A 12867-nucleotide genomic window follows, 5' to 3' on the forward strand; every position below is an offset into this window, starting at 1 on the left:
GAAGCGCATCTGCGCTGACACATTTGCATTCACTGCGGGGAACAAAAACATGAAAAACATTGTCGTCATCGGCGCGGGCAATATCGGGTCGGCCATCGCCTGGATGCTGGCCGCATCAGGCGATTATCGCATCACCGTCGCCGACCGTTCGGCCGATCAGCTGGCCAATGTGCCGGCGCATGAACGGGTCGATACCGAGATCGTCGACATTACCGACCGTCCCGCTCTGGAAGCACTGCTGAAAGGCAAATTCGCCGTGCTTTCCGCCGCCCCGTTCCACCTGACGGCGGGTATTGCAGAGGCAGCCGTTACCGTCGGCACGCATTATCTCGATCTGACCGAAGACGTCGAATCCACCCGCAAGGTCAAGGCCTTGGCAGAAACGGCCGGGACGGCGCTCATTCCGCAATGCGGCCTCGCGCCCGGCTTCATCTCCATCGTCGCTGCCGATCTTGCCGCCAAGTTCGACAAGCTGGACAGCGTGCGCATGCGCGTTGGCGCGCTGCCGCAATATCCGTCCAATGCGCTCAACTACAACCTCACCTGGAGCACGGACGGGCTGATCAACGAATATATCGAGCCCTGCGAAGCGATCGTCGAGGGCCGCCTTACCGCCGTCCCGGCGCTGGAGGAACGCGAGGAATTCTCGCTCGACGGCGTTACCTATGAGGCCTTCAACACCTCGGGCGGCCTCGGTACGCTCTGCGCCACGCTGGAAGGCAAGGTGCGGACGATGAATTACCGCACCATCCGTTATCCCGGCCATGTGACGATCATGAAGGCGCTTCTGAACGACCTCAACCTGCGCAATCGCCGCGATGTGCTGAAGGACCTGTTCGAAAACGCCCTGCCCGGCACCATGCAGGATGTGGTCATCGTCTTCGTCACCGTCTGCGGCACCCGCAACGGCCGTTTCCTGCAGGAAACCTATGCCAACAAGGTCTATGCCGGCCCGGTTTCCGGCCGGATGATGAGCGCCATCCAGATCACCACCGCCGCCGGCATCTGCACGGTTCTCGATCTGCTCGCCGAAGGCGCCCTGCCCCAGAAGGGCTTCGTGCGACAGGAGGAAGTGGCCCTGCAGAAGTTCCTCGAAAACCGGTTCGGGCGCTATTACGGTTCGCATGAACCGCTGGCCCGGGTTGGGTGATTTAAAGGCACAGCATCCCCGCCGGTTTCTTCTCCCCGCCGGGGAGAAGGTGGCCCGAAGGGTCGGATGAGGGGGCAACGCCAGCGATGGATCGCACCCTTGCCCCCTCATCCCGCTGCCGCGACCTTCTCCCCCTCGGGGAGAAGGCGAAAAAGGTGCCCACTCGCTCCGGCGCTGCGGATCAGCGCTACGCTTACGTCCCGCAAAAAGTCCTGAACACCCGCTCATGGCTCATTGGCGGCTGCATATAGACAAAGTTATCCGGCCGCTCCTCGAAAGGCGTGGCGATTGCTCTCAGCATGGCGTGGAAGGGCTCGAAGTCCCCCTCTTCCACCGCTGCTTCGATCAGTTCCTCGATGCGGTGGTTGCGCGGGATGATGGCGGGATTGACGGAGAGCATCGCCGCTGATCGTTCGGAATCGGAAATCCCCTCGCGACCGGCTCTTTGCCGCCAGCGCGCCAGAAATTCGTCCGCCCCCGCAATATCGATGAACATGCCGCGAAACGGTTCGGCGTCGCCATTGGCCGCATGGGAAAGACGCCGGAAGGTCAGCGTATAATCCGCTTCCGATGCCTGCATCAGCGCCAGAAGCGCCTGCACCAGATCGATGTCGCCCTCTTCCTCCACCGTCAGGCCAAGCTTTTCGCACATGCCGGTAAGCCAGCGTTTGGGAAAGGCGGCAGCGAAATCGGCGAGAACGGCATTGGCGAGTTCGGCGGCTTTCTCCACCTGCGGATCGAGCAGCGGCAACAGGCATTCCGCCAGCCTTGCAATGTTCCATTGCGCGATGCCCGGCTGGTTGTTGAAGGCATAACGGCCCTGTGCATCGATGGAGGAAAAGACCTTGTTGGGGTGATATTCGTCAAGGAAAGCGCAGGGGCCGAAATCGATGGTTTCGCCTGACACCGCCATATTGTCGGTATTCATCACGCCATGGATGAAGCCCACCATCATCCAGCGGGCGATGAGGTCGCATTGCCTCTCGGCGATGCCGCGCAGCAGGGCGAGATAAGGATTGTCTGCCTCTTTCGCCTCGGGATAATGACGGTCGATCACATAGTCGGCAAGGTTCCTGATCGCCTCGTCATCCTCGCGCGCGGCGAAGAACTGGAACGTGCCGACCCGGATATGGCTTGCCGCCACGCGGGTGAAAACACCGCCCTGCAGGCCGACTTCGCGCTGCACCCTTTCGCCGGAGAGGACAGCCGCCAGCGCCCGCGTGGCGGGAATGCCGAGCGCAAACATCGCTTCCGACACGATATATTCGCGCAGCACCGGGCCAAGGGCCGCGCGCCCGTCTCCCCGGCGCGAAAACGGCGTCGGGCCGGAGCCCTTGAGCTGGATATCGCGGCGTCTGCCGTTCCTGTCGATCACCTCGCCGAGCAGAATGGCGCGGCCATCGCCGAGCTGCGGCACGAAACCGCCGAACTGGTGGCCGGCATAGGCCATGGCCAGCGGCTCTGCCCCCTGCGGCACGACATTGCCGGAAAAGATCGCCGCCAGCCTTTCATCGTCAAGGCCGGCCACATCGAGAAGGAGTTCATCGGCCAGCCCACGATTGAAGGCGATGAGCCGCGGCGCCTTCACCGGCGTCGGCAGCACTGCGGCGCTGAACCGTTCCGGCAGGCGGGCATAGGAATTGTCGAATTTCATCACGGGTAAACTCCCTGCTTTGCCCCTATATGGGGCCGGAAGGCGACGGATGCGAGCGATAAATGCCGTACCTCCTCCATCGCCTCATTCAATTTTGCGCAATGAACTTTCCCGCGCCATCATCGTTCCTATGCTTGACCCGCAGAATGCCGAAGGAAAGGAAAAGCAATGACCGTCGTTGAAGCTAGAGCCGAGCCGGAAAGCGCCATCCGCACCATTCATACCGATCTGCCCGTCAACGCCACCTTCCATGTCTGGCTGAAGGCGAAGAAAGATGCCGAGCCGGGTGCCGTGTCCTTTTCCAATCAGAATGGAAAATTCGCTGAGGTTTCAAGCGTCAACACGGAAGAGTTCGGTTTTCGAATCTATCAGGTTTTCGGCGGCGGCCATGTGGAGCTGAGTTACGACACGGTCACAACAGCCGTTTCCGTCATCTACTGGTTCACCGCTTCGGATGTGCTCGAAACCGGCATTACCGTCGTCCATACCAAGCCGGACAATGCCGCACCGGAGCTTCCCGGCAGCTATCACTTCCGCCCGCCCTTCGGCTGGATGAACGACCCGAACGGTTTCGGTCGTTTCGAGGGGCGGCCGCATCTGTTCTATCAGCATTATTCGCATGGGCTGCGCTGGAACACCATGCATTGGGGCCATGCCGTCTCGTCGGATTATCTGCGCTGGCGGCACTTGCCGATCTTCCTTTTCCCTTCCGAAGATCTGACGACGCGGCCCGACAAGCGTGGCGGCGCCTATTCCGGCTCCACCATTCCGCTGGTGGAAGGAACGGGCATCCGCGTCTTCTTCACCGAGCAGGTGCAGGACCGCATCCCCGAACAGCAGATCCAGCTCACCGCCACCTCCTCCGATCTCATCATGGCCGGACAGGCCGAGGTCATTCTCGGCCACCGCCCGGACGGACAGGGGCTGACGCCGGATTTCCGCGACCCCTATGTTTTCCGCGGCCCTGATGGCCTTTGGAAAATGGTGCTCGGCAGCCAGAGCGATGGCGGCGGCGTCATCCTGCTTTACGAGACGCTGGACCCCACCGCCGCATCGGGCTGGACCTATGTGGGCAAGCTGTGGGTGGAAACGCGTTATAAAACCACGGCCATCGAATGCCCCTGCCTGCTGCCGCTTGATGGACCCGCCAATGCCCGCTCCACCCGCTGGGTGCTGGTCTATGGCCTGATGCATTCGGAAGACCCGGAGACCGGCCGCAAGAACCTCACCATGGCCGATGTCGGCTGGTTCGACGGCAAGGTCTTCACCAAGGAATTCGGGCAGGAACTGGATTTCGGCACCGACAATTACGCTTTCCAGGCCTTTCTGGATGGCGACAGCATCATCGGCATCGGCTGGCTGGCAAACTGGGCGGATGCCAATCCGGAGATCGATTTCCCCACCTCCATGACGCTGCCGCGCCGGATTCACTATGCAAACGGCGAGCTTCTGACCCCGCCCATCGGTGCTGCGGAAAGCCTGCGCAGCCATATTCTCGACCGCACGCGGCTTGCCGCCGGCGAACGCGTTACCTTCATCAACGGGGCGGTGGAAATATTGTTCGAGCTTGCCTCGCCCGGCGCGCCCTTCGAACTGGTTCTCGATCATCCGGCGGTGAGGCTGGGCGTCGTTTCCGATGAAACGGGCCTGTGGATCCGCCACGAGGACGGGCGGGAAGGTCCTTCGCCGCATTATATCGCCAAAGGAGCGAAGGCATCCCGCATCCGCATCTTTCTCGATTATGGCTCCATCGAAGTCTTCGCCAATCGCGGCCGATATGTGGGCACCAAGCGCATTGAGGGTTTCGAACCGGTACGCTCGGCGCTGCTGAAGGCCGCCCCCGGCGCGGTGGTGCATGCCACCAGCTGGGCGCTGAAACCGTGAGGAACCTTTTGGCGGATTGGGCGGTTGATAGACCGAAACCGCCCATTCCACGGATAAGGAGAAACGGCATGACCAAAATCCGCGACACCAGCGATCCGATCCTGTTTCCGACCGAAGCCAATGAAAACAAGGCCGAGAAAAAACGCGCCGGCAAGGGCATCGTCGTCATCATCGGGGCGATCGCGATCATGGCATTCGTCGTTTACCTGGCGGCGATCACCATCGCCACCACTCAGTCCTGACGGCGGCGGAAGAGCCGCCGCTCACCCCGCAAGCCGCTGGCGGACATGATCGCCATCAGCGATACGACCACACCCAGCCCATAGAGATAAACCATCGGCATCGTCACATCCGCCCGCTCGATCTGCCCTACCAGATCGGTGGCAGCGGCGACGGTGCCGCTGGCGCCCGCACCGGCGGCCGCACCCAGCGTCGCGACCGTCGGCAGCAGCGCGCCCGTCATCTTGCGTTCCTCTTCCGGCGCGGCCTCCATGGCGGCCTGGCTGATGCCGGCCCATGACATGCCGAAGGCAGAGCCGATCAGGATTTGCCCGACGAGCATTTCTCCCCAGTTACCGGTCGCAAGCCCAAGCCCCAGCAGCGCGCAGCCGGGCACCATCTGGTAGGGGCCGTAATGCAGGCAAATCTCCCGCAGACGAGCGGAGCGCAGGCTGCCGATCAGCATCGCCACGAAGCTCCAGGCAAGCGGCATCGTCACCACGATGAAACCGGCAAAGGTCGGTTCATGCCGCCAGAGATTGATGGCGACATAAGCGAGATAGACGCTGCCCAGCGCATGCGCATAGGACATCAGGAACAGCACCCAGAAACCGCTGCCGAGCACAGTCTTCAGCCGGAAGGAATCCTTCGGGAAAAGACCGATTGAGGGCCGGATGCCCGCACGCAGCGAGGCCCACAGCAGCGCCGCGCCCACCAGCAGGGAAAGGGCGCGCAGGCTCGCATCCTCGAAGGCGGAAGGCGCGGAAAACGCCAGGGCGCCGACAAGGCAAAGAGCCAACGGCACCAGCGGTTTGCGCGTCGCCGCCACCGGTCGCTCGGCGGAGACGGCAATGGCGGTATAGGCCAGAAGCAGCAGGATCAGTGGCGCCGACAGCAGGAAGGTGGCGCGCCAGGAGATATGTTCGGTGGCGAAACCGCCGGTCAGCGGGCCGATGAAGGAGGCAACCGCCCAGATCGCCGCCTCGATGGCGAAGACCTTCGGCAGCAGGCCGGAGCGGAAACCGGCGGGAATGAGGCTGTAGCAAACGGCCACGATCAGCCCGTCCGCCAGCCCCTGCAGGGCACGGCCGACGACGACCCACAAAAAGTCGCCGGCGATTGCCGAGAGGACCGAACCGAGCGAAAAGATCAGGCAGCACAGAAGCAGGACGGCGCGCGCACCGAAACGCTCGCGAAACAGGACGGCGGTGACGCCGCCCGCCACGGAACCGACGAAATAGAGACTATAGGCCCAGCTATAGAAAGCAGCGCCGCCGATTTCGTTGACGGCCACGGGCAAGGCCGTCACCACCGCGAACTGATTGAAAGCGTGCAGGCCGATACCGGAAGAGATGACGGTCAGAAGCGAGAGATTCGCCCCGCTCAGCAATTCGCTCCAGCCGTTTTTCTCCGTCATTTCCATACTCGACAAAGCCGTATCCTTTCCATTTTTTCGGGTACGGCGGGCAAACTAGAACCTCAAGCGCCATTGAGGTCAAGATGGCTTTTTCACGCAATCCGGTCTGACGGAATTCAGCGGCGGCAGGAACCCCAATCCCTCGCGGGAAGGCAGAGCTTTCGATGGGATTTAGGGAAGACCCGGAGCGCGACGGGACACGAGGCGCGTGAGCATATGGCGCAGATGATCCTGCCCGCCGAAAAGGACCGCAAGAATACGCACGGTCTTTTCACCCTCATCGACATCGAAATAAAAGACAGCCTGATTTTTCGTTACCCGGCGAAGGCCGGGCAATATTTCGGGCAATAATGTCCCCTGAAAAGGCGCTTTGTGAAGCGCTTCCATATCCGCTTCAATTGACCCCACGCGTCGCGCAGCGCGCGCGAAAGCACCCGGCAAGGCGTCGCCGAGGTCGAGATAGGACTGGATGAGATGGTCGAGAATGAGGCCGAGGTCCTGATCCGTCTGCGTCGAGCGCAGGACCCTAAAGGCCATAACCGGCCTTCTTGGCTGCGATCATCGCTGCCGTTCTTTCCTTGCCGTCTTCCACGGAGACGAAATCACCCTGCCCGCGCTCAACCAGCAAATCGCGAAGCGCGGCAAGTTCGGCGTCCTTCAGTTCCGTTTCCTGCCGGAGCAGCTCCAGCCCTCGCTGGATGACGGCACTGAGGCTGGCGTAACGCCCTTCCTCCACCAGCCTGCGGGCGAAGCTATCCTGTTGATCGGAGATGGAAACTGACGCCTTGACGGACATTGTGGCTATCCCGGTTCAAGAGAGATGCTACTCAGTAGCATATTTCACCCATTATTCCAATGGGCGTTCTCAGGCGGGATCGATCATGCTGATGACACGACCGGCGATTTCGTCGATCGTCGCATCGTCAAGGGTTTCGATATATTTCGCTTTTTTCTGGGCGACACGGGCAACAATGTCCATGCTTCTCACCTGATTGCATAGCGCGACACCCGTTGTCCTGTGGCCCGATATGTTCACGGCAAGCCCTGCCCTGCGTGTGAATACTCCGCCCGTGGTCACGGGAACGACAAGGCACAGTCCAACCGCGTTGATTTCTCTCGGCGTGATGACGATACAACGATGCTCGTCCCTGATTTCGCTGCCGATGACAGGGTTGAGGTCGACCAGATAAACGTCGCCACGTTTTGGAATCTGGCTGCGAACCATCAAAGGGCTTCTTTGCCAACTGGCGGCGCTTCGTCCCACTCCCGCGCACTGGCATTGAGGGCGGCGACTTCATCCGCACCCTCCAGCAGTTCGGCAAGCGTGAAGCGTTTCTTTTCCTGCCGAACCGGGCTGGCGACCAGCGCGCCGTTATCGACCTCGAGCGTCAGTTGCTCACCGATTTCCAGCCCCAGCATCTTCAAAAGAGCGGGCGGGATGGTCATCACCGCCGCACCGCCCTGACGTCTTATTCTCGTCGTTACGGTCATCCGTCTACGCTCCGTTTTGTGCAACATATGTAGCACATTTTGGGACCTGTGCAAACGGAAGCCGTCTCTCAACCCGCCCGTTTCGGCGAATAACCGGCTTCGCGGATCGCCGCTTCCGCAGTTGCGGCGTCGCCCGTAACCGTCAGCTTGTGGGCATCGAGGTCGATGCTGACGGACGCGCCGGGCAGCACCTCCGTGAGAGCGCCGCGCAGCGTCTTTTCGCAATGGCCGCAGGTCATGTCCGGAATGAGGAAGGTGGTTGCACTCATGGTTTTCTCCTTCTGGCCGGTCGCGATATTGTCGCGCCGGCTGTCATTAAAGGTCAGTGGGCTCGCGCGGGTCTGGCGTCGGTCTTGTCCGCGCCCGCGAGATCGTCGAGGATGGGGCAGTCGGGCCGGTGGTCGCCGCCGCAGCAGTGGGCGAGATGGGAGAGTGTCTTCACCATGCTCTTCATCTCGGCGATCTTCTGCTCGAGATCGGCGATATGGACGAGCGCAATCTCCTTGACCGCCGAACTCTCGCGGGTCTTGTCCTGCCAGAGTTTCAGCAGCGTCTCGGTTTCTTCGAGCGAGAAACCGAGCGTGCGCGCCCGCTTGATGAAGCGCAGATTGTGCACGTCCTGCTCGCCATAGACCCGGTAATTATTGCCGGTGCGGGCGGCCGGGGTGATGAGGCCGATCTGCTCGTAATAACGGATCATCTTGGCGGAAACGCCCGATGCTTCCGATGCCTGGCCGATATTCATGACGTCACCTCCCGATGGGCCACCTTCGCCCGTTTCAATCGCAGCGCATTGGCAAGAACGAAGACGCTGGACAGCGCCATGGCGCCCGCGCCGATCATCGGCGACAGCGTGATGCCGAAGGCCGGATAAAGCACGCCCGCCGCAACCGGTATCAGCGCCGCATTATAACCGAAAGCCCAGAACAGGTTTTCCTTGATGTTGCGAATGGTCGCCCGGCTCATCTCGATGGCGTTGACTGCACCGAGAAGATCGCCGCCGACCAGCACCACATCGGCGCTTTCGATGGCGACATCCGTGCCGGTGCCGACGGCGATGCCGATATCGGCCTCGGCCAGCGCCGGCGCATCGTTGATGCCGTCGCCCACGAAGGCCAGCACCTTGCCTCCTGCGCGCATCTCATGGATCGCCTTCACCTTGCCCTCGGGCAGCACTTCGGCCACCACGCGGGAAATGCCGACCTGCCGGGCGATTGCATTCGCCGTGCGTTCATTGTCGCCCGTCACCATCGCCACTTCGATGCCCATCGCCTGCAACGCCCTGATGGCAGTCACACTCGAGGGTTTCAGCGGATCGGCGACGGCAATCGCGGCCGCCAGCCTGCCGTCGATGGCGGCATAAAGCGGCGTCTTGCCCTCGTCACCCAGCTTTGCGGCGGCCTCAGCGAAGATATCCACGGAATGGCCGAGTTTGGCCATGTAACGATCCGCGCCGACTTCGACCCTGCGACCATTGACGGTGGCGGCGATGCCGTAGCCCGTCACACTTTCGAAGTTTTCGACAGTCGCAGGTTTGAGTCCCTCCGGGGTCGCCACATTCTTTTCTTCTGCGGCCCGGACGATGGCTTCGGCAATCGGATGTTCCGAGCGGCCCTCGACGGCGGCGACGAGCGTGAGAACCTCGTTGTCGGCAAACCCTTCCGCAACCACCAGATCGGTCAGTTCCGGGCGACCCTTGGTCACGGTGCCGGTCTTGTCGACCACGACGATCTGCGCCGAGCGCAGTTCCTGCAGCGCCTGTCCCTTGCGGAACAGCACGCCCAGCTCCGCCGCCCGGCCTGTGCCGACCATGATGGATGTCGGCGTGGCGAGACCCATGGCGCAGGGGCACGCAATGATGAGCACCGCCACGGCATTGACCAGTGCGAAAGTATAGGCAGGATCGGGACCGAAGATCGCCCAGACGATGAAGGTCAGTACCGCAATGGCGATGACAACGGGCACGAACAGCGCGGTGACGCGGTCCACCAGCAACTGAATGGGCAGCTTGGATCCTTGCGCCTCCTCCACCATACGAATGATCTGCGACAGCATGGTGTCGGCGCCCACCTTGGTCGCCTTGAACTTGAAGGCGCCGGTCTTGTTGATGGTGCCGCCGACAACCGTTGCGCCGACCGTCTTTTCCACCGGCACGGGCTCGCCGGAGATCATGGATTCATCGACATAGGAGGAGCCTTCGACGACTTCGCCATCCACCGCCAGCCTTTCGCCAGGACGGATGACGACGATATCGCCAGCCACGAGGTCTTCGGGGGAAATATCGATGGTAGCACCGTCGCGCTCCACCCGGGCGGTCTTCGCCTGGAGGCTCATCAGCTTGCGGATGGCGTCTCCCGTGCGGCCGCTGGCGCGGGCTTCGAGAAGCCGTCCGGTCAGGATCAGCGTGACGATGACGGTTGCCGCTTCATAATAGACGAATTGCGCCTCGTCCGGCAGCAGGTCGGGCGCGAAGGTCGCCACCACCGAATAGAGATAGGCCGCCGTGACGCCCAGCGCCACCAGCGAGTTCATTTCCGGCGCGCCGCGCAGCAGGGCCGGAAAACCGGTCTTGAGGAAACGCAGGCCCGGCCCGAAAATCACCGCCGTCGCCAGCGCGAAATAGATGTAATAGAGGTTCTGCGTGTCGATGATGCCCATCAGCCAGTGATGCATCGGCTCATAGAGATGGCCGCCCATTTCCAGCACGAAAAGCGGCGCGGTCAGGATCGCGGCAATCGTCAGGTCGCGCTTCAGCGCGCCCTCTTCGCCCGCATGCTGCATATGGTCGTGGCCGCCGGCCTCGCCCGCCGCCATCTGGCCGTGGCCCTGATGATGTCCGTGGTGCTGGCCGTGACCGTTGCGGGCGGAATGGTCGTGCGGCGCCGGCGTCTTCAGCGCGAACCCGGCGAGCTTTGCCGTTTCCACAAGCGCATCCCGTTCGCGCCGGCCGCCAATCGTTTCCACGGAGGCCTTGCCGGAGGCCGCATCGACCTTGACCGCGATTGTGGTGGCGACCGCTTCCAGAACGGCCTTCAGCCGCTCGGCCTCAGCCTCGCCCCGCAAGCCTTCCACCGCAAATTCGTGACGCTCCGGCGCGATATCGTAACCGACCTTCTTGATGGCGGCGCCAAGCGTTCTGGCCGAAAAACCCTCGGCCGGCTCGACGGTGAGCTTCTTCGTAGCGAAGTTCACGGAACTCGACATGACACCCGGCACCTTGGCCGCGGCCGTTTCCACCCGCCGCACGCAGGAAGCGCAGGTCATGCCTTCCACGGGAATGGAAACCGGTTCATGTCGATGGGCGTGTTTGACTGTCTCGTTCATGGGAAATCCCCTTTCGAGACCCTATGTAGAGATTCCCATGATGGGAAGGTCAAGGGAAGCGGAAACTTTTTGTTGAACACACAATCGTGAGTGCAGCCTCCCGCTGCAAAACATGGCGTTCGCCGCGATCATACGATCTGTGAACCCGATACCGGGCGGGGCCTGCCGAGCGCGTTCAGAGGGCTATGCGTCTCGCCAGATAAACCGTGGCGCCGCCGCATTCGGGATCGTTGACGACATGATCGAGAAGCCGGAAACCGTGCGCGGCGAGCAGGCTTTCATATTCATCGCGTGCGAGGCTCGCATGATAAAGCGGCCGGCCCTGAAAGGTGCCGATCGCTTCCCCGTGATCCGGCCCGGCCGTGAACATCAACGCCGCGCCGTCATTGGCATGCTGGTGGAAAATGCCGAACATGCGGCGCTGGTCCTCCACCGTCAGATGGAAAAAACTGTGCCACGCGATCAACCCGTCGAAGCGGCGGCCAAGGGCCAGCTTTCGCATATCCGCAACCGCCCAGAGGTTCCCGGGAAATCTCTTCCGGCAAAGCTCGACCAGCGGCAGGGACGCATCGATGCCCGTCACCTCATAACCGCTGGCGATGAAGTAGCCGGCGATCGGCTCACCGGAACCGCAGCCAATATCGAGAATGGACGCGCCCTTCGGCAAGAGCGAGATGAACCTGTCGAGCCAGGGTTTTTCGGCAAGGGAGCGTCCACGCTGCCTGTCGAAATCGACCCCGTGTTCATTGTAGATCGTGATGACGTCACGAGAGGCGTCCGGCATATGCTTTTCCTTTTCGGGCAAGGTCATGCCGGCTGCGCACTTACCGGTGCACGGCCAGACGGGGAATATCCCGCAGAAAGGCATCGCGCACGGCCGGGCCCAGCGGCTCGTCGGACGGTTTGTCGGAAACGCGCAGTCTCGCAAAGACGATGTGCTGGCCTTCGCGCTCCGCCCAGCCGACGAACCAGCCGAAGGGGCGGTTGCGGTCGGGATTGCCCTTTTCGTCACGCATGTAGCCCGTGCCGGTCTTGCCATGCACGCTCCAGCTTTCCGGCGCATCGAAGACCGGCACGATTGCCCTGGTCTTCGCCTGCGCATCGCGCGAGACCGGCAGATTGCCGGCCAGAAGGCGGCGGAGAAAGCCGACCTGTTCCACCGGCGAAACCGTCAGCGACGATCCGAGCCAGGAATGGGTCAGGCCGTTGTTCTTGCCCGGCTCGCCGGAGACATCGGCATTGCCGTAACCGAGGCGCTTCACATAGGCGGCGAATTTTTCCGGGCCGAGGCGGCGGGTGATTTCACGCGAATACCACAGCACCGAATCCTGTTCCCATATCGAGGGATCGACCGTCTTGCGGTCGGAGGCGCGCGCCTCCGTGCCGGGTTTCCAGTCCCAGGCGGGCGTCTTTTCATCCTGCAGGATGCCGGCGTCGTAACCGATCAGCGCCAGCGGCACCTTGAAGGTGGAGGCCGGCGCCACGCGCTGGTCGCAGGCGCCCTGCTGGTTGATGATGGCGCCGGTCTCGATGGAGGTGACCAGCGTGCATTCGAAGGCCTGGGGCTGTTGCTGGGCGTCAGCGGAAAACGGCAGGAGCCCCGGAAGGGCGAGGCATGAAAGAACGATGGCGGGCAGCCGATAGCGCATGCGTTTTGATGTCCCTCGTCCGCTTTTGCGGATCATTTGCCGGAATGGCCGGAAGCTGTCTTTGATTTCAGACAAGTCG

Annotated in this window: 14 protein-coding genes; 3 read left to right on the top strand and 11 right to left on the bottom strand. The window is 62.1% G+C overall.

Translation table 11 applies throughout. The features are described from left to right. The first annotated feature begins 49 nt into the window (after positions 1–49). Entirely contained in the window at positions 50–1150 is a 1101-nt protein-coding gene (locus L901_RS04345) for a saccharopine dehydrogenase family protein (protein WP_059753820.1), read from the top strand. Between the two features lie 193 nt (positions 1151–1343). On the opposite strand, the gene L901_RS04350 is transcribed toward L901_RS04345, so the two are convergent. After that, positions 1344–2804 (bottom strand): YdiU family protein, encoded by a 1461-nt coding sequence (locus L901_RS04350; protein ID WP_059753823.1) that lies wholly within the window; start codon positions 2802–2804, stop codon positions 1344–1346. 168 nt (positions 2805–2972) lie between these two features. On the opposite strand from L901_RS04350, the gene L901_RS04355 reads away from it, so the two are divergent. After that, a complete protein-coding gene (locus tag L901_RS04355) occupies positions 2973–4688 on the top strand; it encodes a glycoside hydrolase family 32 protein (RefSeq protein ID WP_059753826.1) in 1716 nt (571 codons plus the stop codon). Positions 4689–4756: 68 nt separating this feature from the next. Next, positions 4757–4930, top strand: coding sequence for a hypothetical protein (locus L901_RS25950; RefSeq protein ID WP_078051557.1), 174 nt, complete (start codon positions 4757–4759; stop codon positions 4928–4930). Here the strand turns inward: L901_RS25950 and L901_RS04360 are convergent. From L901_RS04360 to blaOXA, 10 genes are all read right to left on the bottom strand, one after another. Beyond that, complete coding sequence (locus L901_RS04360) at positions 4921–6330, bottom strand: MFS transporter (protein WP_183044123.1); 1410 nt, start codon at positions 6328–6330, stop codon at positions 4921–4923. The genes L901_RS25950 and L901_RS04360 overlap by 10 nt on opposite strands. 165 nt (positions 6331–6495) lie before the next feature. Further along, positions 6496–6861 carry a hypothetical protein gene (locus L901_RS04365; protein ID WP_059753828.1) on the bottom strand — a complete coding sequence of 122 codons (366 nt, stop codon included), beginning with the start codon at positions 6859–6861 and terminating at the stop codon, positions 6496–6498. Next, positions 6851–7120, bottom strand: coding sequence for a type II toxin-antitoxin system ParD family antitoxin (locus L901_RS04370; RefSeq protein WP_059753831.1), 270 nt, complete (start codon positions 7118–7120; stop codon positions 6851–6853). The genes L901_RS04365 and L901_RS04370 overlap by 11 nt, the downstream gene beginning before the upstream one ends. Positions 7121–7189: 69 nt before the next feature. After that, complete coding sequence (locus tag L901_RS04375) at positions 7190–7549, bottom strand: type II toxin-antitoxin system PemK/MazF family toxin (RefSeq protein WP_059753833.1); 360 nt, start codon at positions 7547–7549, stop codon at positions 7190–7192. Continuing rightward, positions 7549–7815: an AbrB/MazE/SpoVT family DNA-binding domain-containing protein gene (locus L901_RS04380; protein WP_059753836.1), complete on the bottom strand. Its 267-nt coding sequence runs from the start codon at positions 7813–7815 to the stop codon at positions 7549–7551. The genes L901_RS04375 and L901_RS04380 overlap by 1 nt, the downstream gene beginning before the upstream one ends. A 68-nt stretch (positions 7816–7883) precedes the next feature. Next, entirely contained in the window at positions 7884–8084 is a 201-nt protein-coding gene (locus L901_RS04385) for a heavy-metal-associated domain-containing protein (RefSeq protein ID WP_059753838.1), read from the bottom strand. A gap of 53 nt (positions 8085–8137) precedes the next feature. Further along, positions 8138–8560 (bottom strand): Cu(I)-responsive transcriptional regulator, encoded by a 423-nt coding sequence (gene cueR, locus L901_RS04390; RefSeq protein WP_059753841.1) that lies wholly within the window; start codon positions 8558–8560, stop codon positions 8138–8140. Beyond that, the gene (locus tag L901_RS04395; RefSeq protein WP_059753844.1) at positions 8557–11139 is read right to left on the bottom strand and encodes a heavy metal translocating P-type ATPase; all 2583 of its coding nucleotides are present in this window, start codon (positions 11137–11139) and stop codon (positions 8557–8559) included. Before L901_RS04395 ends, cueR begins: the two co-directional genes overlap by 4 nt. A 175-nt stretch (positions 11140–11314) precedes the next feature. Continuing rightward, complete coding sequence (locus L901_RS04400) at positions 11315–11923, bottom strand: class I SAM-dependent methyltransferase (RefSeq protein ID WP_059753899.1); 609 nt, start codon at positions 11921–11923, stop codon at positions 11315–11317. A gap of 40 nt (positions 11924–11963) precedes the next feature. Beyond that, complete coding sequence (gene blaOXA / locus L901_RS04405) at positions 11964–12788, bottom strand: class D beta-lactamase (RefSeq protein ID WP_020811374.1); 825 nt, start codon at positions 12786–12788, stop codon at positions 11964–11966. Positions 12789–12867: the final 79 nt, after the last annotated feature.

Source organism: Agrobacterium sp. D14 (assembly GCF_001526505.1).
GTDB classification, from domain to species: Bacteria; Pseudomonadota; Alphaproteobacteria; order Rhizobiales; family Rhizobiaceae; genus Agrobacterium; species Agrobacterium leguminum.

Bases quoted from the DNA above. Each gene is read 5' to 3' on its own strand.
- L901_RS04345 (WP_059753820.1), top strand. From the start codon at position 50: ATGAAAAACATTGTCGTCATCGGCGCGGGCAATATCGGGTCGGCCATC.
- L901_RS04350 (WP_059753823.1), bottom strand. From the start codon at position 2,804: ATGAAATTCGACAATTCCTATGCCCGCCTGCCGGAACGGTTCAGCGCC.
- L901_RS04355 (WP_059753826.1), top strand. From the start codon at position 2,973: ATGACCGTCGTTGAAGCTAGAGCCGAGCCGGAAAGCGCCATCCGCACC.
- L901_RS25950 (WP_078051557.1), top strand. From the start codon at position 4,757: ATGACCAAAATCCGCGACACCAGCGATCCGATCCTGTTTCCGACCGAA.
- L901_RS04360 (WP_183044123.1), bottom strand. From the start codon at position 6,330: ATGGAAATGACGGAGAAAAACGGCTGGAGCGAATTGCTGAGCGGGGCG.
- L901_RS04365 (WP_059753828.1), bottom strand. From the start codon at position 6,861: ATGGCCTTTAGGGTCCTGCGCTCGACGCAGACGGATCAGGACCTCGGC.
- L901_RS04370 (WP_059753831.1), bottom strand. From the start codon at position 7,120: ATGTCCGTCAAGGCGTCAGTTTCCATCTCCGATCAACAGGATAGCTTC.
- L901_RS04375 (WP_059753833.1), bottom strand. From the start codon at position 7,549: ATGGTTCGCAGCCAGATTCCAAAACGTGGCGACGTTTATCTGGTCGAC.
- L901_RS04380 (WP_059753836.1), bottom strand. From the start codon at position 7,815: ATGACCGTAACGACGAGAATAAGACGTCAGGGCGGTGCGGCGGTGATG.
- L901_RS04385 (WP_059753838.1), bottom strand. From the start codon at position 8,084: ATGAGTGCAACCACCTTCCTCATTCCGGACATGACCTGCGGCCATTGC.
- cueR (WP_059753841.1), bottom strand. From the start codon at position 8,560: ATGAATATCGGCCAGGCATCGGAAGCATCGGGCGTTTCCGCCAAGATG.
- L901_RS04395 (WP_059753844.1), bottom strand. From the start codon at position 11,139: ATGAACGAGACAGTCAAACACGCCCATCGACATGAACCGGTTTCCATT.
- L901_RS04400 (WP_059753899.1), bottom strand. From the start codon at position 11,923: ATGCCGGACGCCTCTCGTGACGTCATCACGATCTACAATGAACACGGG.
- blaOXA (WP_020811374.1), bottom strand. From the start codon at position 12,788: ATGCGCTATCGGCTGCCCGCCATCGTTCTTTCATGCCTCGCCCTTCCG.